This is a genomic window from Mesorhizobium sp. M8A.F.Ca.ET.161.01.1.1 (assembly GCF_004792105.1).
Classification (GTDB): domain Bacteria; phylum Pseudomonadota; class Alphaproteobacteria; order Rhizobiales; family Rhizobiaceae; genus Mesorhizobium.
Genome location: NZ_SRTD01000002.1, coordinates 591,828 through 618,278 on the forward strand (window position 1 = coordinate 591,828; position 26,451 = coordinate 618,278).

Sequence of the window (26,451 nt, forward strand, 5' to 3'; positions counted from 1 at the left end):
CCATCGCCGCACAGTCAGACGCCAAGCAAGTTCGCGGAGAGAAAGATGACCGAAACGTTCAAAGCCATCCTCGTTTCGCGCGACGCCGAGAAAAAACAGTCGGTCGCCGTGACTGATCTCACCGACGCCGATCTGATGGAGGGCGACGTCACCATCGCGGTCGAGGCGACGACGGTGAACTACAAGGATGGACTGGCCATATCGGGCAAGGCGCCGGTGATCCGCCGATGGCCGCTGGTGCCGGGCATCGACCTTGCCGGCACTGTCATCTCCTCTTCCAATCCCGACTGGCGCAAGGGTGACAAGGTCATCCTGAACGGCTGGGGCGTTGGCGAAACCCATTTCGGCGCCTATGCCGGGCGCGCCCGCGTGAAGGGCGACTGGCTGGTGCCGTTGCCGGAGGGCATGAGCGCGCATGATGCCATGGCTGTCGGCACCGCCGGCTACACGGCCATGCTCTGCGTCATGGCATTGGAACGGCACGGCATCCTGCCTGATCGCGGCCCTGTCGTGGTGACGGGCGCTGCCGGCGGCGTCGGTTCGGTCGCGGTCTCCATCCTGTCCAGCCTCGGCTACCATGTCGTCGCCTCGACCGGCCGCAATGCCGAAAGCCCTTATCTGATCAATCTTGGCGCGGCCGAAGTGATATCGCGCGACGAGCTCAACCAGCCCGCCAAGCCGCTGGCCAAGGAGCGCTGGGCCGGTGGTATCGATTCGGTCGGCAGCCACACATTGGCCAACGTGCTGTCAATGACCTCCTATGGCGGGGCGGTCGCGGCCTGCGGCCTCGCCGGTGGCATGGATCTGCCATCGAGCGTGGCGCCCTTCATCCTGCGCGGCGTCTCCCTGCTCGGCATCGATTCAGTGATGGCGCCGAAGGCCGTGCGCCTCGAAGCCTGGCGGCGCATCGGCTCCGATCTCGATGTGGACAAGCTCGCCAGCCTGTCCACGACCATCGGCTTCGACGGCATCATCGGTGCGGCACACGACATCGTCGATGGCAAGATCCGCGGTCGCGTCGTCGTCGACATGTGACCGGACTGAGGGATCGCAGGCCGGACGGAATTGCCACATCGGGCGGCAAATCGGTCTTCGCCGGGGCAAAAACCCCGATCCGCTAAAATTCGAACGATCCCCCGCAATTTTCCATAATGTCTGTCTGGCAAGGATTTCGCATGATCGCGGAATCCGACAGCCAACGGGCCGACCCTGGCGACGACATCGTTGCGGCACCGGCGCAAGCGCCGGCAATGGCGCGGCGGTTTATCGCCGCGCCGCCGCTGGTGCCCGATCAGCAACCGGCCAAGCGCGAAGGCCTGCCGATCCTGACCTTCGTTGTCATGGTTCTGGCCGGCCTCTCCTACCTGACCGGAGCGCCGGTCTTCATCAGCCTTGCGTTGCTGGCAACAGGCCTTGCCGGCCTGGCCATGCACCTGCACGCCAGGCGCAGCGTACGCCGCAGTACGGTCCTGCTCGACGAAACCACCGCCCGCAACCGCGCCGAGATCGAGACGCTGGCCGACCGCATGTGGGAGATGCAGGAAAGCGAGGAGCGCTTTCGCGGTCTCATCGACGCGCTCGGCGATCTCGTCATCCATCGCGACCGCGACGGTTACATCGTCTATGCCAACAAGGTGTTCGCCGACCTTGTCGAAACCGATCAGCGCGACCTTGCCGGCAAGACGCTGGCCGAACTCGGCATCGAGGTCGGCATCGTTCCCGATGCCGCTTTCTCCGACCATGAATGCCTGAGTTCCACCGACGTCGCCATCCGCACGCCATCCGGGCCGCGCTGGTTCTCCTGGATCGAGCTGTCCGTGCGCGACAAGGACAGCGATGCCGTCTCGCATCGCGCCATCGCGCGCGACATCACCGCCCGCAAGCGCGCCGAATCGTCCATGATCACGGCGCGCGAGCGGGCCGAGTTCGCAAGCCAGGCCAAGTCGCGTTTCCTCGCCACTGTCAGCCATGAGATCCGCACGCCGATGAACGGCATCATGGGCATGGCCAAGCTGCTCGCCGACACCAGCCTGTCGCCGGAACAGCAGACCTATGTCGGCGCCATCTCGACCTCGGCCAGCGCCTTGCTTGCCCTGATCGAGGATCTGCTCGACTATTCCAAGATCGAGGCCGGACGCTTCGATCCCGAACCGCAGCCCATGTCCGTGCGCGAGATCGCCGACAACATCATCGAATTGATGGCCGCGCGCGCCTTCGCCAAGAATATCGGCCTCGGCTGCCATGTCGAACCGGATGTGCCGCAATTGATCACCGCCGATCCGGGCCGGGTCAGGCAGGTGCTGCTCAACCTCATCGGCAACGCCATCAAGTTCACCGACAGCGGCGGCGTGCTGGTCAGCGTCGCGCGCGCCCGCACCGAGACCAGCGACCGCATCTGCTTCACCATCGCCGATACCGGCCCCGGCCTGCGCGACGAGGACATGGAGCGGATCTTCGAGGAGTTCGAGCAGGCCGACGGCACCTCGACGCGCACGCATGGCGGTGCCGGACTGGGGCTTGCCATCTCCAAGCGTCTGGTCACCGCCATGGGCGGCACGATTTCGGTATCCAGCCGGCTCGGCCAGGGATCGGAATTCGTCTTCGAGATTCCGGCCATATCGGCTACCGAGCCGCCGCAGGGCCGGCTGAACGCGCTTGCCGGCCGACGCGCCGTGATCCTGTCCAAGAACACCGTCGAGGCCGACGCCATCGCCCGCACCATCCGCGCCAATGGCGGCGCGGCCGGCATCGCCACCACCGTGGCCCAGGCCGCATCCTTTGCCGACGGCTGTGACGTGCTTCTGGTCGACGCGGCCCTGGAAGAGAGTGACGGGAAGCTGCTCAAGCGGCTTCGCCAGCATGGGTTCACCGATTGCGAAGCCGTCACGCTGATCGCACCCACCGACCGCGGCATGCTTGGCGAGTTTCGTGCCAGCGGCTACGCGACATTCCTTGCCCGGCCGGTGCGCGGAGGAACACTTTTGCGTGTCCTTTTGAGCAGCCAGACGCCGGTCCTCGCCCCGCCGCGGCCGGAAAAACGCCGCGCACCGGCGCTTCGTGCCTCAGGCGAACGCCAACAGGGCCTGTCCGTGCTGATCGCCGAGGACAACGACATCAATGCCATGCTGGCCCGCGCAACGCTGTTGAAGGCCGGGCATCGCGTCAAGGTGGTCGGCAACGGCAAGGCTGCCGTCGAGGCGGTCACCGCCGGCGGGCACAAGCACCGCTTCGACGTGGTGCTGATGGATCTGCATATGCCGGTCATGGACGGATTGGACGCCATTGCCGCGATCCGCCGCCACGAGGAGGAAGCCTCCGTACCGCCGGTGCCGATCATGGTGCTGTCGGCCGACAGCCAGGAAAAGACCCGCCATGCGGTGCTCGCCCACGGCGCCAGCGGCTTCGTCACCAAGCCGCTCGACCCCGACGCGCTGGTCAGCGCCGTCGAGGGCCAGGTCGCCGCTTGAGCCGCCTTTTCCCGGTGCATGGCTGACGAAGCCCGCCAAAAAAAGCAGCCCGGTTTCGGGCGCCCGCGAAGCCAACGCGCGTAGGCTCTTGTGCCGCAACATAGCCGGTTGACCGTTTTCGCCAGCCGACGAAGTATTGCCCGAGACGCTGTATCACGGTACTGTCACAATCCTGTTGCACCTACACCGTATCCCCGTGCCAAGAGGGATGGCTCGAAGGAGAATCACTCGTGCATACAGTTATGCCGGAATGTGACACTCGGCCGAACGCCAGCAGCGCCTTGCTCGCCGGACGTAATGTCGATTCCGTCATAAAAGGCGCAGCGCTCGGCCGTATCGGCAATCTCGAAGTGCGGCTCGCCCGCAACGAGGCCGAGATCGCGGCCGCGCAGGAAGTGCGCTACCGTGTATTTTATGACGAGCTTGGCGCCAGGAAGGATCTGTTCCAGGCGCAGGACCGCCGCGACGCCGATCGCTTCGACCCGCTCTGCGACCATCTCCTCGTCCTCGATACATCGCTTTCCGGCCCTGAGCACCGCCGCATCGTCGGCACCTATCGCTTGCTGCGGCAAGAAATCGCGGCAACCGCCGGAGGCTTCTATTCCGAAGGCGAATTCGAGCTGACCAAGCTCATCGCCCGTCATCCCGGCCAGCGTTTCCTGGAACTCGGCCGCTCCTGTGTGTTGCCGGAATACCGTTCGAAGCGCACCATCGAGGCGCTGTGGCAAGGCATCTGGGCTTACATCAATCACTACGAGATCGGCGTGATGACCGGCTGTGCCTCCTTCCACGGCACCGTGCCGGCCGCGCACGCCGAGGCGCTCACCTATCTCGCCCATCACTGCCGCACCAACTCGGCCTGGGACGTGCGCGCTGTGTCCGGACGCTATTGCTCCATGGACCTGATGCCGATCGAGGCGGTCAACACCAAGGCGGCGATCGCGGCGATGCCACCACTGGTCAAGGGCTATCTGCGGGTCGGCGCCCGCATCGGCGATGGTTGCGTCATCGACCGCGAATTCTCGACCGTCGACATTTTCGTGGTGATGCCGGTCAAGGAGATCGGGGCCCGCTACGTCAACTATTATGGCGGCGAAGCGCAGCGCTTCGCGGCGTGAGCGAGTAGGCAGTAGGCAGTAGGCAGTAGGCAGTGGTGAAGACGCCACGATTCACGCTTCGGCGACTACTGACAATTTCCCTACTCCCTACTCCCTCTCTTCAGGGAATGTCTTCAGGCCGCCGGCCGGGCCGGCTTTTGTAGGCTGGAAACGTCCAGCCGAAACGGAGCGCACCGCCGCGCACCGCGAACGCCGCGGCGAAGCCGGCCAGTTCTGAAACGATCGGCGGCAATCCTGTGACGTCGCCAGCCGTGAAGATTGCAGCACCTGCGAGAGCGGCCGTAACGTAGATTTCCGGCCTCAGCAGCACCGAGGGCTCGCCGGCCAGCAGATCACGCAGGATGCCGCCTGACGTGGCGGTGAGCACGCCGGTGATGACGGAGACGACCGGCGAACCGGTAATGGCCAGCCCCTTGGCCGCCCCCATCACCGAAAAAGCGGCCAACCCGATGGCGTCGAGCCAGAGCAGCCATTTCCAGCGGGATTCGACACGGTGCGCACCAAAGAACACCAGCACCGCAACCGCCGCGCAGATCAGCACATAGCTGGAGTTGGCGACCCAGAAAACCGGCAGATTGAGGATAACGTCGCGAAGCGTGCCGCCGCCGATACCGGTGACGCTGGCCAGGAACAGAAAGCCGATAATGTCGAGCTGCTTGCGCGACGCCGCCAACGCCCCCGTCGCCGCGAAGACGGCAACGCCGGCATAGTCGAGGAGGGCGATGGGGTTCATGAATTATGCGGTTAAGGGAGCAGGGGAGCAGGGGAGTAGGGGAGTAGGGGAGCATGTTTAGCACGAAGCCGCATGATTCATACGGCTTCCTGTTTTCCTGCCCTACTCCCCTATTCCCTAATCACGCATCCTTTTCGGCCTGCTCATTGACCGGCCCTGGCTCGACCGGCGCGTCGGCGGCAATTTTCGGGCCGCCCTTGGCGACGCCGACCATGGCCGGGCGCAGCACCCGCTCGCCGATCGAATAGCCCGGCTGCACGACCTGGACCACGGTGTTGGCCGGCACATCGGGATTGGGCACTTCGAACATTGCCTGGTGGAAATTGGGATCGAACTTTTCGCCTTCCGGCGCGAGTTTCTTGACCCCGTGCCGTTCCAGCGCCGACAGCATGGCGCGCTCGGTCAGGTCGACGCCTTCGATCAGTGCCTTGAAGCCGGCGTCCCCCGACGCCTTGGCCTCGGCGGGAATGGCATCCAGCGCGCGGCGCAGATTGTCCGACACCGACAGCATGTCGCGGGCGAAATTCGCCACCGCATAGGTTCGCGCGTCATGCACGTCGCGCGCGGTGCGGCGGCGCAGGTTCTCCATCTCGGCCGCGACGCGCAGCGCGCGGTCCTTCAGTTCTTCGTTTTCCTTCAGCAGTCGTACAAGCGCTTCATAGTCGCCATCGATGCTGCCTTCCGTGCGCTCGGCATTGGCCTCGGCCGCCTCGGCTTCACTGGGCGCGCGTTCGTCTTTTGCCTGGTCGCTCATCGCCGTTTCCCGTCATCTTGAATGGTGTGGATTTTGTGCCCGATATCGAGGTTCGCAGGCCAAAAATCAAGGGGAAAGCAACCGCAAGGCCCTTTGAAGACGCCAGGACGATGCTGCGATTTTAATTCAAATTTTACCGTACTTGCCGGCTTTGCTTGCCTCAGGGGCGTGATGGGGGAACCATTCCCTTGCTGGAGGAGTTTCGGAGCCGACGCAGGATTTTTGAGATGATGACCCGCAAAAAGCTTGAAAAGGGCGAAAGGCTCGCCGCGGAGGTCCGGCGCCAGCTCGGCGCCGAGACGATGGCGCGCTTTCTGCGCACCTTGCCAGCCTTCCACACGGAGACCGACATCCCCGATCGTTTCAGGCAATTGCTCGACCGCCTTGACCGGGTCGAGAATGGCGACGCCTGGCGGCGGCAGTAGGCGCCTCGTCCGGCCTTACGCGACAATTACGCACAGTAACTTTACGTGAAGGCCGGCTTGCGGCGGCGGCGCACCCTGCCTATGCTTCCTGATGAACATGATTTCCCCCGAAATGGCGGCCAGTAGCAAGCGCGCCTGGCTCAAGATTCTGGCACGCTACAAGAAGCCCGACAGGCGGCGCAGCGCACTCGAACTCGCCATTACCCTCATTCCTTTCGCCTCGCTGTGGGCTCTGTCTTCCGCCGCCTATGCCTACGGCCATTGGTGGGGGCTGATCCTCATCCTGCCCGCGGCCGGGTTCCTGGTGCGGATCTTCATGATCCAGCACGATTGCGGCCATGGCTCGTTCTTCGCCAATCGCATTGCCGACGACTGGATCGGCCGAGCGCTCGGTGTCCTGACGCTGACGCCCTACGATTGCTGGCGGCGTGCCCACGCCGTGCATCATGCCAGCGCCGGCAATCTCGATGAGCGCGGCATGGGTGACATCAGGACGTTGACCGTCGCCGAGTACCGGCGCCTGTCCTGGCGCGGGCGCCTGGCCTATCGCCTCTATCGCCATCCGCTGGTGATGTTCGGGCTCGGGCCGATCTGGTTGTTCATCTTCTCGCAAAGGCTGCCCATCGGCATGATGCGCGGCGGCTTTACGCCCTGGGTGTCGTCGATGACCACCAATCTCGCCATTGCGCTTGCGGCGGCATTGCTTATCTGGGCCGTCGGTCCCCGCGCGTTCCTGATCGTCCATCTGCCGATCGTCATTCTCGCCGGTTCGGCCGGCATCTGGTTGTTCTACGTCCAGCATCAGTTCGAGGAGACCGAATGGGCGAAGGACGAGGAATGGCAGTTCCAGCATGCCGCCCTGCACGGCTCGTCCTACTACGACCTGCCGCCGGTTCTGAACTGGTTCACCGGCAATATCGGCGTCCACCACGTCCACCACCTCTCCGCCAAGGTGCCCGGCTACCGGTTGCAGGAAGTGCTGCGAGACTATCCGGAACTGCGCGGTATCGGCCGCGTCACGCTGCTCGACAGCCTGCGCTGCGTCAAACTGGCCTTGTGGGACGAAAGCCGCAGCAAGCTGATATCGTTCCGAGAGGCACACGCGGCGCTGTAGCGCTTGTCTTGCTTCCCATCAACGGAGAGGTGAAGTGCGGTCCGCGCAGCGGACGAAAAGCCAATTGCCTGGCTTTTCGAACAATGCCCAAGGGCCGCATGAGGAAGCAGCGCAAAGCTTTCCAACCTGAGTTGAAAGCGTAGAAGAGCAGCCGGTTCTCAGAGCCTCAGGCCGCCTGCCGCTCGTCGCGCATCAGGATCTCGCCATGGCGGATCTCCGTGCCCAGCACCTTCAGGCATTCGCGAATGAAATTGGACAGGCCCGGCCAGCCCTTGGCAGATACGAGATTGCCGTCGACATGGGCTCCGTTCGGCGCGACGTCGATATAGATACCGCCGGCCAGCGTCACTTCCGGCTCGCAATAGTGAAGCGCCGCCACTTCCCTGCCCCGCACCACGCCGTCGACCGCGATCAGGATCTGCACGCCGTGGCAGATGGTGAAGATCGGCTTGCCGGTCTCATGGAAGTGCCGCACCAGCGCCTGCACGCGCTTGTCGATGCGGATGTATTCGGGACCGCGCCCGCCCGCCGCGTAGACGGCATCGTACTGGCCCGGATCCACTTCGGAAAACGTCTTGTTGAGGATGTAATCGTGGCCGAGCTTTTCGGTGTAGGTCTGGTGGCCCTCGAAATCGTGCAGCGATGTCTTCAGCACATCGCCCGCCTTCTTGTCCGGGCACACGACATGCACGGTGTGGCCGACGGCATGCATGGCCTGCTCAAAGACGAAAATCTCATATTCCTCGCTGAACTCGCCAACGAGCATCAATATTTTCTTACCAGCCATTCCCGGTTCCTCCCTTTGTGGCCATTTATTTCGGATGACGAAATAATTGACTTATCCTAAGGGCAGGACGATGAAAGGGGAAGCGGAAATCTCAGGATGATTGCGACGCTGGAGCGGATCATAGCTCAAACAAAACCGGACACAGGACAAGCTAAAGCAGGGCCGGTCAGTAAAAGAGGCCCCGCGCGAACGGGGCCTAAGTCGTTTTAACCGCAAGCAGCCACGCTAGTGTGAACCTTCACTCGGCCCTCATCGGGGCGTACGGGCTGGTCCTTGCCTATTGGCAACACCTTTCTACGGTCTTTTGTCTGCGACAGATGGACATCGACATTGATACCAAGCGCAAGCAAATATCGTATAAGGCGTTCCATGGAGAATGCCTCCAAACGACCCCTTACGATATTTGACACTTTCGCCTGATCTGTTCCAAGAATCACGGCTACGTCTTTTTGGGTATAATCTCGCGCCGCAATGACCCTTGTGATTGCGCGCGCAATATCCACCTTGACAGCCTCTTCGGGCGTCAGTTCGATCCCAAGATCGCGGAAAACGTTACCAGAGCTTTCAACGATCTTGTCGCTATCGCTCCTTTTGGTCGGCATTTCTCTTCCTCACGGTTTTACCAAAGTTTAGTTCATAGTGCGCTTCGGCTGACTTGAGCCTACTCCGCACCAACGCCATTTCTTTCAGAGGCGTCTCTGAGCCCTTCACCGCCTTCTTTTTGAAGGCGTGCAAGACATAGACGGCTTGAGCGAACCGAACCGTGTAAACAGCACGGTAGGTGTCGCCGTCATGGTCTACAATGACTTCCGGCACCGATGCGTTCCCGAACCCTGTCAGAGGTACCGCGTTCAGCGCCTTGCCGCCCATCTCGGCCATATAAAGGGAAAACCCAATTTCACTTTTTACTTCTTTCGGAAAATCCTGGAGGTCATCCAGACTAGAGCCGATGAAAATAAGTTTTCTTTTCATTATTCCTCTCCGACATGCCAGTGCGTCTTGCCATAAAAATACCTCCAAGTGCCCTTCAGGCGACACGTTGCCACCTGCTCGTCAGCGACGACAATATGCTAGTTCTGGCATAAAAAGTCAAGGGGCCGATCACGCCGCCTTGCGGCGCTGCCAGTAGCCGGTGAAATCAAGCGAAGGCTTCCGAGCGGGCAGCTCGGTATTTGAAAGTCGAGCTAAGCGAGCCGATTTGACTTATGACGAGCTGGCGGAGCGCAGGGGGGGCGCACGGCTTCAACGAGACGAAGGCAAGCATAGCCAACAAACTGGGGCGGGCAACGATGTCCGCGCATTTCTTCTTGGCCGCACTTGCCGCCACTGGCAGGGAGAGGGTAACTCTAGAGATATCTAGGGGTTCAGTGGCGGTAGACGATGCTTAAGGCGCTGAAGGATTGGCGAGGGTGGATTCTTTTTGCCATTCCTGTCGTAGTGTTCGCTTGGCTTGTAACAAGCTCACAGTCGTTTCATTCCTGCATAAAGTATGCAGACTACTACTACGCCAAATATGCCCTTGCAGAAGGTTTCTCCTACCTCCCTTTCACAGTCCGTCAATATGTCAATTGCTCCGGGCGATTTCTGACCGGCAACAGCGACGCCGTAATAGCCATTTTCACAATCGTCTTGGCGTTCTCTACGATTGGGCTTTGGGCTTCTACTAACAAGCTTTGGGAGGCTGGCGACGATCAGATGAGGTTGATCGAGGGCAACGCCAAAAAGGAGCTTCGTGCTTATCTCACGGTCGTTCCCGATGGGATCAACCAATTGATCGGTGAACCCGACGCTATGGGACATGTCGTGTTGAAAAATGTCGGCAGACTGCCAGCGCGCAATGTCACCCTGCTCGTCAAGATGGAGTTGTCGCACGGTCCAGAGGTGGACTCGTTCTTTCGCAGACAGATTTTCGACATTCCCAAAGTAGCAATCAATTCAGATCGCGTTATCCAGCCTGGCGGAGAAATGCGACAAGGAAACGAACGGCCTACTCTCCCAATTTCTGACCTCTGTGTTCCGGACTACAATGTCTACGTCTACGGTATCGTCAAATACGACAATGGGTATGGGGAGCAGTGCTTCACGAAATTCTGCCATCGGTATGCAACAGCTAGTCGGGATCGCAGCGTTAAGCCGGATAGCAGGCCGAACAAAAGCCGCGCTTTCATCAGCGCAGACAAGGCCCGGTATCATAACTATGGCAACAGTGCAGAGCTTCCCGAATAGCCATGCAAACCATTTGGGCACGTATATCGTATCGGTCGCTTTCGGCGATGATCGTATGCTTTTTAATTGGTGCCAATGCTGCTTGGTCACAGCATCCACCCGAAAGCGCCGGTCAGTACAATGAAAACGCTAAAAAACCAGCAAGCGAGAGCACCAACGCAAAATCAAAGGATAAGTCTGTTTCTACTCAGACCGCCGACGATAACAGCGCCGACGGGAAGGAAGAGAAAGTCCAGACCGACGATAAGCCAGGAATTTCCCGGACGGATCGGTTCATCGGTCTCTTCGAAACCCATGACAAGTTTTGGGTGGCGTTCGGCACCATCATTATAGCTGTCTTCACGGCCATCCTTGGCTTCTCGACAGTCTTCCTTTGGAGAGCTACCAGACGGCTGGTTTTGGGGGCTGAGGACACCGCTAGACGACAGTTGCGGCCCTACGTGTTTCTCGACCCCCAAAAAGAGATGACATTTGTCCGCTACCCGTCCATTTCCCATACTGTCGAGATTGAAATTCACGTCAAAAACTTGGGTCTGACTCCGGCCCACGACGTCATTGGCATTAGTTGGGTCGCTTTGGAAAAATGGCCCTTGCGGGACGATTTTACTTTCGAGGGGCCGATTATCAAGGACCACCCCGTCACGCGAAGTGTCATACCGCCTGACGGGATGGCTCATTATCACACGGGCAGTGGTCGCCCGATGACTCCCGCCGAATTGGCGGCCTTAGAGAACGGTGATCTGCGCCTCTATGTCTATGGGCACATTAACTACACCGATAGCTTCGGCCGCCCGCATTGGACCAACTTCTGCCACGCAAGCACCGCTTTGGGCAAACAGGGCTTCCGCACGGCCATGGCCAAATGCGACCGTCATAACGACGCTGATAGAGATTAGGAAAATGCAGCGCACCATCATGCCAGCCACCCGCTGTGGCGTTTGCGCCACAATACCGCGATCGCCTACAAATCGAGTCGGAAAAAAGACCAAAAAGGGGCCATTGGTTCGACCAGACTACGGTCAGGCAACCGCCTTGATCATGTCCGCGGCCTTCTCGGCGATCATGATGGTCGGCGCATTGGTGTTGCCGCCGATCAGCCTCGGCATCACCGAGGCGTCGACGACGCGCAAGGCTTGCATGCCGTGGACTCGCAGTTCCGGATCAACCACCGCCATATCGTCGATGCCCATCTTGCAGGTGCCGGCCGGGTGATAAATCGTGTCGGCGCGGGCACGGATATGGGACATCAGCTCCGCGTCGCTCGACACGCCGGCCGTGTAGATTTCCTTGTGGCGGTATTTGGCCAGTGCCGGCGCCTCCAGGACACCGCGCATCATTCGAACACCCCTCAGCAGAAGCTCGCCGTCGCGTTCGTCCGATAGAAAGCGCGGGTCGATGCGCGGTGCCGCCAGCGGATCCGCGCTCGACAGCCCGACCTCGCCCCGCGAATATGGCCGCAGCACGCAGACGTGGCAGGAAAAGCCGTAACCCATATGCAGCTTGCGGCCGTGATCGTCGACGATGGCGATGCAGAAATGCAGTTGCAGGTCGGGCCGGTCGATCGCTGGGTCGGATTTGAGGAAGGCGCCGCCTTCCGCGTAGGGCGTAGCGATCATGCCGCCGCCATCCCTGCGCCAGCGCAGCATATGCCGCAGCAGGCCAGGCAGACCGCGCACACCGATGCCCATCATGTCGGCGTCCTTCGACGTCCAGCCCAGGATGAAATCGAGATGATCCTGCAGGTTCTTGCCCACTCCGGGCAGTTCGTGAGCAACCGGAATACCGTGCACGGCAAGTTCGGCGGCGGGGCCAATGCCCGATAGCAACAGCAGTTGCGGCGAACCGAAAGCGCCGCCGCAGACAATGACCTCGCGCCCGGCTTGTGCAATCGCTTCGCTGTTGCCCTTGCGATAGCGAACGCCGGTCGACCGGTTGCCGTCAAGCACGATGCCCGTGGCTTGTGCTCCGGTGATGACGGTAAGGTTGGGCCGGCTCATGACCGGATGCAGATATGCGGCAGCCGCCGAGCATCGTTCGCCATTGCGGCGCTCGTCCCAGAATTGCGTCACCTGATAGAGCCCCGCCCCTTCCTGCTCCGGTCCGTTGAAATCGTCGTTGCGGCGTATCTGGTTTTCGCCGCAGGCCTCGACAAAGGCCCTTGAGAGCGCACGCGGCTCCTGCTGTTCGCCGACCCGCAGCGGTCCTTCGCTGCCATGTAGTGCGTCTGCACCGCGCTGATTGCCTTCGGCGCGCCGGAAATAGGGCAGCACGTCGTCCCACGACCAGCCCTGGCAGCCGAGATCGGCCCATTCGTCATAGTCGCCAAGGTGCCCGCGCGTGTAAAGCATGGCGTTGATGGCACTGGAGCCGCCGAGCGTCTTGCCGCGCGGCTGGTAACCCTTGCGGCCGCCAAGCCCAGGCTGCGGCACCGTCTCGAACGCCCAGTTGTTGATCTTCGGCCGGCCCGGCAGCAGCGCGATGACGCCGGCGGGTGCGCGGATCAGCAGATCCTTGCCGGCTCCTCCCGCCTCGATCAGGCAAACTGTTTTCGAGGTATCTTCGGAGAGCCGCGCGGCAAGCGTGCAGCCGGCGGACCCGCCACCGGCGATGACATAGTCGTAGCGCATGAGACCCCTCCCAGATCGTCAGGCGGATATTTCTATCCGGACGATCAGAGAAGGCCCGATCGCGGGCGATGTAAAGACGCGTGGACCTACCGCCGCGTCAGTTGCCGCGAGCCCGCCGCCAGGAATATCTCGGACCCTTGGGCTCCGATATGGCGGCCGGCTGGTAGTAAAGCCCCAGGCCGCCGGTCCGGCCTTCCTCCAGCCGCTTCAACAGCACCGGATTCGAGATCTCGAACTCGTCGAAACCAAGCCGCAGCATATGCGGCAACGGGTCGACCAGGATCTGCCCGGTGGCACGCAGCGCGCCCGTGAAATGATAGCGGTTGCGCAGCAGTTCGCCCTTGGAGAAAGAACGGCCGTCGCCGAAGGCCGGGAAGGCCAGCGCCACCAGCGACAGCTGGTCAAGCAGGTCGGCGATCTTCTCGAGCTGATCGCCGGGCTGCAGCACGACGCCGAGCCGCTCCTTCGCCGAGCGGCGCACCTCCGGGTCAAGATCGAGGAATGCCTGCAACGGCAGGATGAAGCGGCCATTGCCTGCCAGCGCGTCGGCGCTTTCGGCATGGGTCCACTCGTCCTCGCGAAACCCTTCAGGGGTCCAGAGCCGGGTCTCCGGTGTCGTCGGTTCAGTCATCAAAATTCCTAAAAATTCAAAGAGCTCAAGGGTGTGCTGAAATTCAGGTCAGGCCGCTTCGAAAACGGCTGCTTCCGAGAACCGGAGCGGAGCGTACTTGAAGTACGTGAGCCCCGGAAGCGCAGGAAGCTGCCGTTTGCAGGCCGGCCTCACCTGAATTGCAACATACCCTATAGTGATGCGTCGGTCAGCGACACTTCCAGTCCCGACAGGTGAATGCCGCACTCGGTCTTGGCGTGACCGGCCCAGCGGCCGCTACGCGCGTCCTCGCCCGGCTGCACCGGCTGCGTGCACGGAAAGCAGCCGATCGACAGATAGCCATAGGCGACCAGTGGATTTTCGCGCAGCGCATGCGAACGCATGTAGTCGGCCTGATTCGACGTCGTCCAGTGCGCCAGCGGATTGATGCGGATGCGCGGGCCGACCGCCTCGAACACCGGAAGTGCGGCCCGTGTCGAGGCCTGGAAGCGCTTGCGACCTGTGAACCAGGCACGGAAGGGGGCGACGCCACGTGCCAGCGGCTCGACCTTGCGCACGTCGCAGCAGGCATCGGTGTTGTTCTGATGCAGATTGCCGGTCGGGTCGATCCGTTCGAGCGCCGCCTCGTCGGGCTTGATCACCCGGATGTTGGTCAGCCCGAAATCGGCGACCAGCGCGTCGCGATAGCCGAGCGTCTCCTCGAAATGCTTGCCGGTATCGAGGAAGATGACCGGTAGCGTGCGGTCGATCTCCGCGATCATGTGCAGCAGCACCGCCGAATCCGCGCCGAACGAAGACACGGCGGCGATCTCGTCGTGGAACAGGTCCCTGGCCGCACGTTCGATGATCTCAAGCGGCTTCAAATGGCCATAGAGCGCATCGAGGCCCGCCGCCTTGGCGGCGGCGCCGTCCTCGACGTCGGCAATACGGTCAAGCGGCCTTGGCTTCGCCAGCATAGAGCGCCTCCTTGAACGGCGCGGGACCGAAACGGCGGTAGGCGTCGATGAATATTTCCTGTGGGTTGAGCCGAAGGCCGAGATAGGTATCGACGATCGTCTCGATGGCGTCGGTGATCTCTTCCGACGAGAAGCCGCGGCCGATGATCTCGCCGACGGAGGTGTTTTCGTCGGCCGAACCGCCGAGCGTCACCTGGTAGAGCTCGGAGCCTTTCTTCTCGACACCGAGGATGCCGATATGGCCGACATGGTGGTGGCCGCAGGCATTGATGCAGCCGGAGATCTTGAGCTTCAATTCGCCGATCTCGCGCTGCCGCTCCAGCGAGGCGAAGCGTTGCGAGATTTCCTGCGCGATCGGGATCGAACGCGCCGTCGCCAGCGCGCAATAATCGAGGCCCGGGCACGAGATGATGTCCGAGATCAGGTTGGAATTGGCCGTTGCCAGCCCGATGTCGACCAGCGCGTCATAGACGGCCTTCAGGTCGGCGCGCGCCACATGCGGCAGGATCAGGTTCTGCTCGTGGCTGACGCGCAACTCGTCGAAGGCGTATCTTTCGGCGATATCGGCGACGGCTTCCATCTGGCTGTCCGATGCGTCGCCCGGTACCTCGCCGATGCCCTTGAGCGAAATCGTCACCGCGGCATAATCGGGATGGCGGTGCGTCACCACGTTCTGGTCGAGCCAGTCCGAGAAGCCCTTGGAATCCAACCGCGCGAGCTTGACGGCCTCGTCGCCTTCCGGACGTCCGGCCAGCGCCGGCGGCGCGAAATAGGCCTCGATGGCGCGGATGTCCGCCTCAGGCAGCTTCAGCTCCGCGTCCTTCAACTCCTGCCACTCGGCCTCGACCTGGCGGGTGATTTCCTCGGCGCCGGTCTCGTGCACCAGGATCTTGATGCGCGCCTTGTACTTGTTGTCCCGGCGGCCATAGAGGTTGTAAACGCGCAGGATCGCCGTGCAGTAGGACAGAAGATCGGCTTCCGGAAGGAAGTCGCGGATCTTGCGCGCCACCATCGGCGTGCGGCCCTGGCCACCGCCGACATAGACGGCGAAGCCGAGTTCGCCGGCGGCGTTCTTCTTCAGGTGCAGGCCGATGTCATGCGTCTGGATGGCGGCGCGGTCACGCTCGGCTCCCGTCACCGCGATCTTGAACTTACGCGGCAGGAACGAGAATTCCGGATGCACCGACGACCACTGCCGCAGGATTTCCGCATAGGGGCGCGGATCGGCGACCTCGTCGGCGGCAGCGCCGGCAAAATGGTCCGCGGTGACATTGCGGATGCAGTTGCCGCTGGTCTGGATGGCGTGCATCTCGACGCTGGCCAGGTCCGCCAGGATCGCCGGAATGTCCGACAGCGCCGGCCAGTTGAACTGGATGTTCTGGCGCGTGGTGAAATGGCCGTAGCCCTTGTCGTATTTGCGGGCGATGTGGCCGAGCATGCGCAACTGCTTGCCGTTCAGCGTGCCGTAGGGCACGGCGATGCGAAGCATATAGGCGTGCAGCTGCAGGTAAACGCCGTTCATCAGCCTGAGCGGCCGGAACTGGTCCTCGGTGATCTCGCCGGACAGCCGGCGCTGGACCTGGTCGCTGAACTCGGCGACGCGGGCCTGGACAAAATCGTGGTCGAACTCATCGTAACGGTACATGCTTCGTCTTTCAGGGCGCGTCCGCCCACTTTCACTTTCAGTCTGGCTTACGCCGCCCGTATAGCCTGCTTGCCGAGATCGCCGCGAATAGTGGGACCGGCGGCTCGGATCTTCTCGCGCAACCGCACCGGCTCGACGACGCCGTCGACGACTTCCGCGTCGATCAGATTGACGTCGACCACTTCATTGTCGGCATAGGCCTTGGCGCCGATCGCCTCCAGCCGATCCTCGGCCGCCTTGTCATGGGCAAGGTCTGCATTGTCCACCGTCTCGGCCCAGCCGCCATCGGCGTACCAGACGGCGATGCCGTCGCCGAGGCGATTGGCGGTCAGTATCTTCATGGCTGAACTCCCTCGGTGGCCGCTACGGGCGCATGCCTGTGAGCCGCGAGCGGCTCGGACCGCTCGAAATTGGCCCCGGCGACAGCGTCGCCGATGATGGTCATGACCGGTCCCGACAGATCCGCGCGCGCTTCCAGCGACGGCAGGTCGGCGAGTGTGCCGTGAAAGCGTCGGCGATTGGTCAGGCTGGCATTCTCGACCACGGCGACCGCCGTGTCCGGCGACAGGCCGGCCTCGATCAGCCGGCCGGCAACTTCGGCCGCGACCGAGCGGCCCATATAGACGGCGACGGTAGCACCGGAAATGGCGAGCTTGGCCCAGTCTGGCAATGAATTGCCCTTGAGATCGTGGCCGGTGGTGAACACCATCGAGGAGGAAACGCCGCGCAGCGTCAGCGGCAGCTCGAAATCGGCGGCAGCGGCGAAGGCCGCGGTGACACCCGGAACCACCTCATAGGCGATGCCGGCATCGCGCAGCGCCGCCATCTCCTCGCCGGCGCGCCCGAACACCAGCGGATCACCCGACTTCAGCCGCACGACGCGCTTGCCCGCACGGCCGAGCTCCACCAGCAATGCATTGATTTCGGCCTGGCTCTTGGTGTGGCAACCCTTGCGCTTTCCCACCGGCAGACGCTCGGCATCGCGGCGCCCCATGGCGACGACCGCCTCCGGCACCAGCGCGTCATGGACGATGACGTCGGCTTCCATCAGGAGACGATGCGCCCGCAGGGTCAGGAGATCCTCGGCGCCGGGACCGGCGCCCACCAGGGCGATGTGGCCGCGAACGGGCGCGTCGGACGTCAGCAGATCGGCGGCGGCTTCGCGCGCCCGCGAAAATTCGCCAGCCTCGACCGCGCGCGCCGGCGCTCCACCGAAGAAGTCGCTCCAGAAACGGCGACGTATATTGCCCCTGGGCAATCTCTCGGCGGCATTGCGGAACGAGGCGGCAAGCGCCGCCAGCGCGCCAAGCGACGGCGACAGCATGCGGTCGATGCGGCCGCGCAGCATCTGCGCCAGCACCGGGCCTGCGCCTTCGGTGCCGATGGCAATGGCGACCGGCGCGCGGTTGACCAGCGCAGGCGTGAAGAAATCGCAGAGGTCCGGCCGATCGACCGCATTGACCGGAATGCCCAGCCGGCGCGCGTCGGCGGCCACGCGACGATCGAGCGTCTCGTCGCCGCTGGCGGCAAACACCATCACGGCGCCTTCGAGCCGTGAGGCGTCATACCCGGCGGCCACATGGTTCGCGCCGGTCTCGGCGATGAAGGCCAACAGCTCCGGTTCGGCATTTGCGGCGATGATGTACAGAACCGCGCTCGACTGGGCGATCAGCCGCGCCTTGGCCAGCGCCTGCTCGCCGCCGCCGACAATGGCCACGGCTTCGCCCTCGACCCGCACGAAGACGGGAAAGGCATTGAGCTTGGTGGTGGCTTGCGGCATCAGAAAAGCAATCCGGGAACAGTTTCGCAGTTTTACGCCCAGGCATAAAAAAGCAGAAGCAAAGCACTCGCTCATCCGGTGATGGCAGGCAATCGCTTTTTCGCAACCGCGAAGAGCAGGAGAAAAATATTCCACGCCCATGTCCTGAGCACACCAGGGCCGTCGAAACAGGCCTTGATTTCAGGCACTTTTAGCTGCCGGCGACTTATCTCGCAAAATAGTTTTTTCTAAATTCTACCAATTCAGTAGATTAAAGTCGTGCAGAGGCGATTTCATGTTCGCCGCCCGTCTTCGCGACCGCTCGGTCCGCCGTTTCAGTTGGAACGTGACCGGCCAGAAAGCGTTCCCGGAATAGCCACCACTCAACAAGGAGCGTTTTCATGAACACGATCAATTTGAAGCATGGCATTTGGGTTCTGGTGGCCGACGGTGAAAAGGCGCTCCTGCTCAAGAATGCCGGCGACACCAAATTTCCCAACCTTGAAGTCGTGCAGGTGATGGAACAGGAAAACCCGCCCACCCGCGAACAGGGAAGCGACAGCCCGGGCCGATACAATGATGGCCCATCCGTACACCGCAGCGCGGTCGAGGAGACCGACTGGCACCGTATCGGCAAGGAACGCTTCGCCCAGGAGATTGCCGCCCGGCTCTACAAGCTTGCCCATGACGGCGAGTTCGACAGCATCGTGCTTGTCGCCCCACCGGTGGTGCTCGGTGCCATGCGCAAGAAGCTGCATAAGGAGGTTGGTGACAAGGTGACGGCCGAGATCCCGAAGACCATGACCAACCACGACATTTCCGAGATCGAGGCCTTGTTGCAAGCAGCCTGATCGCCGGCAACAGGACGAATACCATCGCGAGCTGGAACAAATCGGCGGCATCCGTTCGCCGGTCCAGCATTTTGTCGCCGCGGGGTCGCTTTTCGCACCCTTGCGGGTTGCATCATCGTTACCGCTTCCACCATATTGCAAGACAGGCGACGGCTTCGGGCGGCGCATATCCGACATCGCTAGCTTGAAAGGCGCTCCATAGACAATGCCGCATGACACGCCCCTTATCGCCACCATCGTCGCCGGTCTGGGGCTGGCTTTCGTCTTCGGCGCTCTCGCCAACCGCTTCCGCATTCCGCCATTGGTCGGCTATCTCGTAGCCGGCGTGCTGGTCGGGCCGAACACGCCCGGTTTCGTCGCCGACGCCGGGCTTGCCAACGAATTGGCCGAAATCGGCGTCATCCTGCTGATGTTCGGCGTTGGCCTGCATTTTTCGCTCAAGGACCTGCTGTCGGTCCGCGCCATCGCCGTGCCTGGCGCCATCGTCCAGATCGGCTTTGCCACCGCACTCGGCGCCGGGCTGTCCTGGATGCTCGGCTGGTCGATGGGCGCGGGCCTGGTGTTCGGCCTGGCGTTGTCGGTCGCATCGACCGTGGTGCTGCTGCGCGCACTTCAGGAACGCCGCCTGATCGAGACCGAGCGCGGCCGCATCGCCGTCGGCTGGCTGATCGTCGAGGACCTGGCCATGGTGCTGGCGCTGGTGCTGCTGCCGGCGCTTGCCGGTGTGCTCGGCGGCCAGGAACAGGCCGATGCCCATTCGAGCGGCCTGCTGTCGCTGCCGGCCAGTTACGGCATCTGGGGCGTGGTCGGCATCACGCTGGCCAAGGTCGCCGCCTTCGTCGTCGTCATGCTGGTGGTCGGCCGCCGGGTCATTCCCTGGATCCTGCACTACGTCGCCCATACCGGGTCGCGCGAACTGTTCCGTCTCTCGGTGCTCGCCATTGCGCTCGGCGTCGCCTTCGGCGCGGCAAAATTGTTCGGCGTCTCGCTGGCGCTGGGCGCCTTCTTCGCCGGCATGATCATGAGCGAATCCGAGCTCAGCCACCGAGCGGCGGAAGAATCGCTGCCGCTGCGCGATGCCTTCTCGGTGCTGTTCTTCGTCTCCGTCGGCATGCTGTTCGACCCGTTCAGCCTGATCAGCAACGGCCTGCCGATCCTGGCGACGCTGGCCATCATCGTCATCGGCAAGTCGCTGGCGGCGTTCGTCATCGTCGTCGCCTTCGGCTATCCCCTGGCCACGGCCTTGATGATTTCGGCCAGCCTTGCCCAGATCGGCGAATTCTCCTTCATTCTGGCCGAACTCGGCGTCGGGCTGAAACTCCTGCCCGAGCAAGGCCGCGATCTGATCCTGGCCGGCGCCATCCTGTCGATCGTGCTCAACCCGCTGATGTTCCTGGTCATCGACTGGATGAAGCCTTGGCTGGAGGCCCGCGCCGCCAGGACGACGCCGCCGGTGGACGCCAAGCCGGTCGGTCCGGCGACGGCACCGGGCCAGGTGGCCTCCGTCGCCGCAACGTCCAGCAAGGAAGACGGGCCGCCGCCGAGGACGACACTTGCCGGTCATACCATCCTGATCGGCTATGGTCGGGTCGGTGGGCTCGTCGGTGCCGCGCTGAAGGAAGCGGCACTGCCTTTCCTCGTCATCGAGGATGCCGACAAGACGCTGGCGAAGCTGAAAGCAGATGGCATCGAAACCATCGCCGGCAATGCCGCCAATGCCGAAGTGTTCGCCGCCGCCAATCCGGAGGGCGCAAAGCGGCTGATCCTTGCCATCCCCAATGCCTTCGAGGCCGGCCAGATCGTGCTGCGGGCACGCACCGCCAATCCCAACATCAACGTCGTCGCCCGCGCCCATTCCGATGCCGAGGTCGAGCATCTGAAGGGATTAGGCGCCGACACGGTGATCATGGGCGAACGCGAGATCGCTCGCGGCATCGTCGAAGAGGTACTCGGTTCCAAGCCGGGCGCGGCCGAACCAACGGCGGCCTGAGCCAACCGCACCACAGGCGCGGTATTCAAGCCACGAATGCCGAACCGCCGTTTTGCGCGACGCTGCCGAGGTATTTTGCCGGAGGCTTGCCAAGCGCCTTCTTGAACATGGTGATGAAGGCGGTGACCGAGCCATAGCCGAGATCGCCCGAGACCTGCTGCACACTCGCACCCGAGGCCAGCTCCCGAATGGCGACGATCAGGTGCAATTGCTGGCGCCAGCGCCCGAAGCTCAAGCCAGTCTCCTTGACGACGAGACGCGCCAGACTGCTTTCGCTGAGCGCAACGCGGCTGGCCCATTGTGCCAGCGTGCTGCGATCGGCGGGGTCCTGCGCTAACGCCTCGGCGATCCGCCTCAATCGCGGCTCGGCTGAAATCGGCAGATGCAGTTGCTGGACAGGCATGCGCGGCAGTTCGGCAAGCAGGGTCCTGGTCAGGAGGTCATCCCTTGCCTTGTCGTCCTGCACGCTGTCGGACAGCTCGACGATCAGTTCGCGCAGCAGCGGCGAAATTGAAAGCGTGCAGCACCGGTCCGGCAATTCGGCGGCTCCCGGCTCGATATAGACGAAGAAGATCCGGGCATTGGCCGTCGCGATGTTGCTGTGCTCCATGGAACCGGGGATCCATACCCCGCAATGCGGCGGCACCATCCACAGGCCGCTCGGAACGCGGCATGTGACGCCGCCTCCGAGCGCAAAGACGAGCTGGCCCTTGCGATGCCAATGAGCGGGAACCTCTGCACTGGTTTCGGTGACGTCGACACGAACGGCGATGGCTGGCGCCAGCACGTCATCGACATTGAAATTGAGCCATGGGTAGCGAAGAGGCTGTCTCATGATCGACTGCTTTTAGCGATTAAATGCCATGATAGCTAAATTCCTCGAGCTGCGAAGCCGGTAAGGTCCGGCGTCCAGCAAGAAGGGTGCGTAGCCATGCTCGCCTTAATCATATCTTCCGACAGCGCCACGCGGCTCAGGCTGGCCGAGGTGGAAGAACCTCGGCCCCTCGCGGACGAAGCGCTCGTCTCCGTCCACGCAACCTCGTTGAACCGGGGTGAACTGCGCCTGCTCACCATCCGTCCGAACGGCTGGAGACCCGGCCAGGACATCGTTGGAATTGTCGAACGCGCGGCCGCCGATGGCTCCGGGCCGGCTGCGGGCACCCGGGTCGCGGCCTTGGTCGACCAGGCCGGCTGGGCCGAACGGGTCGCCGTTTCAACCGACCGTCTCGCCGTCCTGCCGGATGAGGTCGGCTTCGTCTCGGCAGCCACGCTCCCCGTGGCGGGCACGACGGCGCTCAGGACTTTGCGCCATGGCGGTGACCTGGCCGGCCTAAAGGTCTTGATCACCGGTGCAAGCGGTGCCGTCGGCCGCGTCCAAATCCAGATCGCCCGCGAGCAGGGTGCTTCAGTGACCGCCATCGCCGCCGGCCGGCACCACGAGGATCTGCGTGGGCTGGGAGCCGAGCAGATCGTCGAGTCGATCGAGCAGGCCGAGGGGCCGTTTTCGCTGATCACCGAGTCGGTCGGCGGCAAAAGCCTCGCACATGCGATCGAACGCGTCGCGCCCGGTGGGACAATCGTCATCTTCGGTTCGAGCAGCGGCGAACTCACGCCGGTTGGATTCCGCCAGTTCGTTCCGGGTCACGAAGGGGCAAGGCTTCAGACATTCGCCTACTACACGTCCGGTTCCGCCATCGGCGCTGACATCGCCACGCTGCTCGCCCTGGTCGCTGCCGGACGGCTGGAAACCCGTGTGGCTATGACCGTGCCGTGGACGGAGATCGGACAAGCCCTGGACGCACTGCGCCAGCGCAGCTTCAGCGGCAAGGCCGTTCTCACCTTGGCCGGATGAGCAGACCTTGGCTCGACCAGTTCAAACGTGCTGGCCGCCATTGATGTGGATTTCCGAGCCGGACACATAGGACGACTGGGCCGAGCACAGGAAGAAGATGATGTCGGCGACCTCCGCAGTGGTGCCCAGGCGCCGCAGCGGGATGGTCTCGACGATCTTGTCCGTGCCCGGCGACAGGATCGCCGTGTCGATCTCGCCCGGTGCGATGGCGTTGACGCGGATGCCGTGCGGGCCGAAATCATGCGCCATCTCGCGCGTCAGCGAGCCAAGTGCGGCCTTCGACGTCGCGTAGGCGGTGCCGGCGAAGGGATGCACGCGGGTGCCGGCGATCGAGGTGACGTTGACGATCGAGCCCTTGGCCGCGGCTAACTCTTTGAACAGCCCCCGCGCGAGCATGATCGGCGCGAAGAAATTGACCTGGAACACGTCGCGCCAGACATGCATCGGCGTGTCGATCGAGTTCATGCGGCTGTTGCCATCCCTGAGCTTGGGCGAAATCCCGGCATTGTTGACCAGCGCATTGAGCTGGCCGCCATGCGCTTCGAGCCGATGACGGATCTCCGACACGGCAATACCGACATCTTCCTGATCGGCGAGATCGACCTTGATGTGGTCCTCGGGACCGGCAGGCCACGGGCAATCCTCGGCGAAGGCCTGGCGCGAGCAGGTGATGACGCGCCAGCCCTCGCGCGAAAAGCGCTTGACCGTGGCATGGCCGATGCCCCGGCTGGCGCCGGTCAGCACGATGGTTTTTCTGGTGTCGAGTTCAGCCATGTCGCGGTCTCCGGCCGGAGGTGTAGCCGAACACCGTGGCGCTGGCGAGAGGCGGATTGACGCTCAGCCGCCACCGAGAATGTCGAGGATCGAGGTCCGCTTCTTCTTCAACGGACCGCCAACGCTGCCCGGAGGGACCGGATGCCCGACCGAGGCGGTCGTGCCATTGTCAGCCGGCATGTCAAAACCATCGGCATCGACGGTCTGGGCAGGCCGCGCCGCGCGGACCGGTGCTGGCCTCGCCGGTGCCGTCGCCTGCGCGATCGGCGCTTGCTGTCCGACCGAAGCCGACGGAACCGGTGCCGGCTGGTTGTTGTCGGCCGAGGGAATGTCGTCGGGCACAATGGTATCCGGCGGCGTCGACTTCCAGGTGCCGGGCAGCGGCCGCACCGGCACGCCCTCATGCGCCGCGACCATGAATTCGTGCCAGGCCTGCGCCGGCAGCGCGCCGCCGGTGACCTTCTTCATCGCCGTGCCGTCATCATTGCCGAACCACACGCCGGTGGTGAGATTGGCGGTGTAGCCGACGAACCAGGCGTCGCGCGAATTCTGGCTGGTGCCGGTCTTGCCGGCCGACGGCCAGGCGAAGGCCGCCTTCTTGGCGGTGCCGACCTCGACCGTACCGGTCATCATCGAGTTCATCATGCCGACGATCTCGGGCTTGATCACACGCGGCGCGCTGCCGCCGGCGCTGTCATAGAGCACCTTGCCGTCGGCTGTCGTCACGCGGCGGATGAAGTGGATGTCGGGCTTGTAGCCGCCATTGGCGAAGGGCACATAGGCCGAGGTCAGCTCCAGCGGCGTCACTTCCGAGGTGCCAAGCGCGATCGAGGTGTTGGCCAGCAGATCGGACTGGATGCCCATGCGGTGCGCGGCTTCCACCACCGCGTTCGGCCCGACCTCCATGGTCAGCTGCGCGGCAACCGAGTTCAGCGACTTGGCCAGCGCCGTCGCCAAGGTGACTTTGCCAAAGTACTTGCCGCCGTAATTGTCGGGCGTCCAGTTGCCGATCTTGATCGGCGCGTCGTTGCGCACGCTGTCGGGCGTACGGCCGGCCTCGAGCGCCGCCATGTAGACGAACGGCTTGAACGCCGAGCCAGGCTGCCGGCGCGCCTCGGAGGCGCGGTCGAACTGGCTGGTCGAATAGTCATAGCCGCCGACCATGGCGCGCACCGCGCCGGAATCGTCGATCGATACCAGCGCGCCCTGGGTGACGTTGAGCTTCTTGCCGCTGTCGTCGATCAGCCGGCGGATCGACTGTTCGGCAAGCTTCTGCAGGTTCAGGTCGACGGTGGAGTCGATGACGATATCGCCGCGCACGTCGCCGATCAGGTCGGGCAGTTCTTCCATGATGGTGTCGGCGACATAGTTTTCCGAGCCGGTCCAGTAGGACGGCGAGCGCGTCGCCGGCGCGCTCAGCGCCGTCTTCAGCTCCTTCTCGCTGATCTTGCCCTCCTCGCGCATGGCGGCGAGCACCAGTTGCGAGCGCTCCTCGGCGGCCTTGGGATCGCGCGCCGGCGACAGCCGCGAGGGCGCCTTCAGCAGGCCAGCCAGGAGTGCGGCTTCCGACAGGGTGACGTCGCGCGCGCTCTTGCCGAAATAACGCCGCGAGGCCGCCTCGACACCATAGGCGCCGGAGCCGAAATAGACCCGGTTGAGGTACATTTCGAGGATCTGGTCCTTGGTGTGCTTATGCTCCAACCACAGCGCCAGCAGCACTTCCTGCACCTTGCGTTCCAGCGTGCGGTCGGGCTTCAGGAATAGGTTCTTGGCCAATTGCTGCGTTAGCGTCGAACCACCTTGCGAGAAGTGCCCGCCGGCGAGATTGGTGACCATGGCGCGCGACAGGCCGATCGGATCGACGCCGAAATGCGAATAGAAACGGCGGTCCTCGATGGCGATCACCGCCTCGGGAATATAGGGCGACATTTCATGCAGGCCGACCGCTTCGCCACCACTCATGCCACGATTGGCCAGCAATTGCCCGTCGGCAGAGACGATCTTGATGTTGGGCGCGCGGTCCGGGATCGACCAGGTCGTGGCCGCGGGCATCTTGGCGCCGTAGTAGATAACGACGCCCGCGACCGCGATGCCGCCCCATATGGCGAGCACGAAGCACCAGTAGACCAGCCGGCCGAGCACGCCGAACAGGCCACGCCCGCTTCCACCGCGCCTCCCCCGCGACGATTTCCCCTTCGATGATTTGCGTTTGGCGGAGGCTTTGCGGTTGCTCGGCACGACGCGGTCCTCCTCGCTCACCGAAAGACCCGTCTGGGATTTCGCCCGTGGCGGTCCCTCGAAGCTGGGCTCGATGCGGCTGTCTCTGCGGTTCGCCATGCGCTGCGCTGATGTCCCCGGTGCCAATGGCGCTCGGGTTGAAGAGTAGATGCGGCGATTTAAGGGCGGGTTAAATCCGAAAAATTCAAAGCGATTAATAATCAATCGCTTGGCGGCGGCCCGTTACCGCGCGTTACCGCAGCTGTTACCGCTCTGTTCACGGAGCTTGAGCAACGATTGTGGTGACAAACCCAAATCGAAACATGAATATGACCTACGGTTCATGACGCTCTCAGGGACCCCCTCGTAGGCCCAATGAGGAGCGCTGTCGCGGCTTATGTAGACAATCGGAAGAGTTGGCTTGGCTCTCCTTACGCGCTTGGCTAATTCCTATCCTGATTTTCCGGGGCCAGGCGGATGTCCGTTAGAAGTGCGGCGAACTTGTGCGGGTCTTTAATCGAAAGCTTCTATCGCACTGACACTCAT

The 26,451-nt window shown here is 63.0% G+C and carries 24 protein-coding genes; 10 read left to right on the forward strand and 14 right to left on the reverse strand.

All coding sequences use genetic code 11. The features are described 5' to 3' along the window. Nucleotides 1–45: 45 nt before the first annotated feature. From EN804_RS07880 to EN804_RS07890, 3 genes are all read left to right on the forward strand, one after another. Nucleotides 46–1,035, forward strand: coding sequence for an MDR family oxidoreductase (locus EN804_RS07880; RefSeq protein ID WP_135914988.1), 990 nt, complete (start codon nucleotides 46–48; stop codon nucleotides 1,033–1,035). A 140-nt stretch (nucleotides 1,036–1,175) separates the two neighbouring features. Next, nucleotides 1,176–3,467, forward strand: coding sequence for a PAS domain-containing hybrid sensor histidine kinase/response regulator (locus tag EN804_RS07885; RefSeq protein ID WP_135919054.1), 2,292 nt, complete (start codon nucleotides 1,176–1,178; stop codon nucleotides 3,465–3,467). A gap of 242 nt (nucleotides 3,468–3,709) precedes the next feature. Beyond that, on the forward strand, nucleotides 3,710–4,585 hold the full coding sequence (locus EN804_RS07890) for a GNAT family N-acetyltransferase (protein ID WP_167531310.1): 876 nt from the start codon (nucleotides 3,710–3,712) through the stop codon (nucleotides 4,583–4,585). Nucleotides 4,586–4,685: 100 nt separating this feature from the next. Here EN804_RS07890 and EN804_RS07895 read toward each other — a convergent pair whose 3' ends face one another. Then, nucleotides 4,686–5,318, reverse strand: a complete 633-nt coding sequence (locus EN804_RS07895; protein ID WP_127870002.1) for a trimeric intracellular cation channel family protein — start codon at nucleotides 5,316–5,318, stop codon at nucleotides 4,686–4,688. 121 nt (nucleotides 5,319–5,439) lie between these two features. Beyond that, nucleotides 5,440–6,072, reverse strand: coding sequence for a nucleotide exchange factor GrpE (grpE, locus tag EN804_RS07900; RefSeq protein WP_127280462.1), 633 nt, complete (start codon nucleotides 6,070–6,072; stop codon nucleotides 5,440–5,442). Between the two features lie 227 nt (nucleotides 6,073–6,299). On the opposite strand from grpE, the gene EN804_RS07905 reads away from it, so the two are divergent. Further along, the gene (locus tag EN804_RS07905; protein WP_127280461.1) at nucleotides 6,300–6,497 is read left to right on the forward strand and encodes a hypothetical protein; all 198 of its coding nucleotides are present in this window, start codon (nucleotides 6,300–6,302) and stop codon (nucleotides 6,495–6,497) included. Between the two features lie 91 nt (nucleotides 6,498–6,588). Then, the gene (locus EN804_RS07910) at nucleotides 6,589–7,611 is read left to right on the forward strand and encodes a fatty acid desaturase (protein ID WP_127280460.1); all 1,023 of its coding nucleotides are present in this window, start codon (nucleotides 6,589–6,591) and stop codon (nucleotides 7,609–7,611) included. Nucleotides 7,612–7,777: 166 nt separating this feature from the next. Here the strand turns inward: EN804_RS07910 and EN804_RS07915 are convergent, their stop codons facing one another. From EN804_RS07915 to EN804_RS07925, 3 genes are all read right to left on the reverse strand, one after another. After that, complete coding sequence (locus EN804_RS07915; RefSeq protein ID WP_127280673.1) at nucleotides 7,778–8,398, reverse strand: DJ-1/PfpI family protein; 621 nt, start codon at nucleotides 8,396–8,398, stop codon at nucleotides 7,778–7,780. Between the two features lie 206 nt (nucleotides 8,399–8,604). Continuing rightward, nucleotides 8,605–9,000 (reverse strand): helix-turn-helix transcriptional regulator, encoded by a 396-nt coding sequence (locus EN804_RS07920; RefSeq protein WP_135919055.1) that lies wholly within the window; start codon nucleotides 8,998–9,000, stop codon nucleotides 8,605–8,607. Continuing rightward, nucleotides 8,978–9,370, reverse strand: a complete 393-nt coding sequence (locus EN804_RS07925; protein ID WP_135919056.1) for a type II toxin-antitoxin system RelE/ParE family toxin — start codon at nucleotides 9,368–9,370, stop codon at nucleotides 8,978–8,980. Before EN804_RS07925 ends, EN804_RS07920 begins: the two co-directional genes overlap by 23 nt. Nucleotides 9,371–9,778: 408 nt before the next feature. Here EN804_RS07925 and EN804_RS07930 point away from each other — a divergent pair, with 408 nt between their 5' ends. Next, complete coding sequence (locus EN804_RS07930) at nucleotides 9,779–10,624, forward strand: hypothetical protein (protein WP_135919057.1); 846 nt, start codon at nucleotides 9,779–9,781, stop codon at nucleotides 10,622–10,624. 2 nt (nucleotides 10,625–10,626) lie between these two features. Beyond that, on the forward strand, nucleotides 10,627–11,520 hold the full coding sequence (locus EN804_RS07935; RefSeq protein WP_135919058.1) for a hypothetical protein: 894 nt from the start codon (nucleotides 10,627–10,629) through the stop codon (nucleotides 11,518–11,520). Between the two features lie 123 nt (nucleotides 11,521–11,643). On the opposite strand, the gene EN804_RS07940 is transcribed toward EN804_RS07935, so the two are convergent. From EN804_RS07940 to cysG, 6 genes are all read right to left on the reverse strand, one after another. Next, on the reverse strand, nucleotides 11,644–13,251 hold the full coding sequence (locus EN804_RS07940; protein ID WP_135919059.1) for a GMC family oxidoreductase N-terminal domain-containing protein: 1,608 nt from the start codon (nucleotides 13,249–13,251) through the stop codon (nucleotides 11,644–11,646). Between the two features lie 97 nt (nucleotides 13,252–13,348). Next, the gene (locus EN804_RS07945) at nucleotides 13,349–13,882 is read right to left on the reverse strand and encodes a DUF934 domain-containing protein (protein WP_135919060.1); all 534 of its coding nucleotides are present in this window, start codon (nucleotides 13,880–13,882) and stop codon (nucleotides 13,349–13,351) included. A 170-nt stretch (nucleotides 13,883–14,052) separates the two neighbouring features. Next, on the reverse strand, nucleotides 14,053–14,817 hold the full coding sequence (locus EN804_RS07950) for a phosphoadenylyl-sulfate reductase (RefSeq protein ID WP_135919061.1): 765 nt from the start codon (nucleotides 14,815–14,817) through the stop codon (nucleotides 14,053–14,055). Then, on the reverse strand, nucleotides 14,792–16,462 hold the full coding sequence (locus EN804_RS07955) for a nitrite/sulfite reductase (RefSeq protein WP_135919062.1): 1,671 nt from the start codon (nucleotides 16,460–16,462) through the stop codon (nucleotides 14,792–14,794). Before EN804_RS07955 ends, EN804_RS07950 begins: the two co-directional genes overlap by 26 nt. Before the next feature lie 47 nt (nucleotides 16,463–16,509). Further along, nucleotides 16,510–16,803 (reverse strand): DUF2849 domain-containing protein, encoded by a 294-nt coding sequence (locus EN804_RS07960; RefSeq protein WP_135919063.1) that lies wholly within the window; start codon nucleotides 16,801–16,803, stop codon nucleotides 16,510–16,512. Continuing rightward, nucleotides 16,800–18,242: a siroheme synthase CysG gene (cysG, locus tag EN804_RS07965; protein ID WP_135865768.1), complete on the reverse strand. Its 1,443-nt coding sequence runs from the start codon at nucleotides 18,240–18,242 to the stop codon at nucleotides 16,800–16,802. The genes EN804_RS07960 and cysG overlap by 4 nt, the downstream gene beginning before the upstream one ends. A gap of 380 nt (nucleotides 18,243–18,622) precedes the next feature. On the opposite strand from cysG, the gene EN804_RS07970 reads away from it, so the two are divergent. Both EN804_RS07970 and EN804_RS07975 read left to right on the forward strand, forming a co-directional pair. Further along, nucleotides 18,623–19,072, forward strand: a complete 450-nt coding sequence (locus EN804_RS07970; RefSeq protein WP_135919064.1) for a host attachment protein — start codon at nucleotides 18,623–18,625, stop codon at nucleotides 19,070–19,072. 205 nt (nucleotides 19,073–19,277) lie between these two features. Continuing rightward, nucleotides 19,278–21,062: a cation:proton antiporter gene (locus EN804_RS07975; protein WP_135919065.1), complete on the forward strand. Its 1,785-nt coding sequence runs from the start codon at nucleotides 19,278–19,280 to the stop codon at nucleotides 21,060–21,062. A gap of 25 nt (nucleotides 21,063–21,087) precedes the next feature. Here the strand turns inward: EN804_RS07975 and EN804_RS07980 are convergent, their stop codons facing one another. Further along, on the reverse strand, nucleotides 21,088–21,897 hold the full coding sequence (locus tag EN804_RS07980; RefSeq protein ID WP_135919066.1) for a helix-turn-helix transcriptional regulator: 810 nt from the start codon (nucleotides 21,895–21,897) through the stop codon (nucleotides 21,088–21,090). A 96-nt stretch (nucleotides 21,898–21,993) separates the two neighbouring features. Between EN804_RS07980 and EN804_RS07985 the strand changes: the two genes are divergently transcribed. Further along, nucleotides 21,994–22,914 carry a zinc-binding dehydrogenase gene (locus EN804_RS07985; protein WP_135919067.1) on the forward strand — a complete coding sequence of 307 codons (921 nt, stop codon included), beginning with the start codon at nucleotides 21,994–21,996 and terminating at the stop codon, nucleotides 22,912–22,914. A 21-nt stretch (nucleotides 22,915–22,935) separates the two neighbouring features. Here EN804_RS07985 and EN804_RS07990 read toward each other — a convergent pair whose 3' ends face one another. Beyond that, nucleotides 22,936–23,688 carry an SDR family oxidoreductase gene (locus EN804_RS07990; protein WP_127870014.1) on the reverse strand — a complete coding sequence of 251 codons (753 nt, stop codon included), beginning with the start codon at nucleotides 23,686–23,688 and terminating at the stop codon, nucleotides 22,936–22,938. Nucleotides 23,689–23,751: 63 nt separating this feature from the next. Then, a complete protein-coding gene (locus EN804_RS07995) occupies nucleotides 23,752–26,025 on the reverse strand; it encodes a transglycosylase domain-containing protein (protein WP_135919068.1) in 2,274 nt (757 codons plus the stop codon). Nucleotides 26,026–26,451 lie beyond the last annotated feature (426 nt).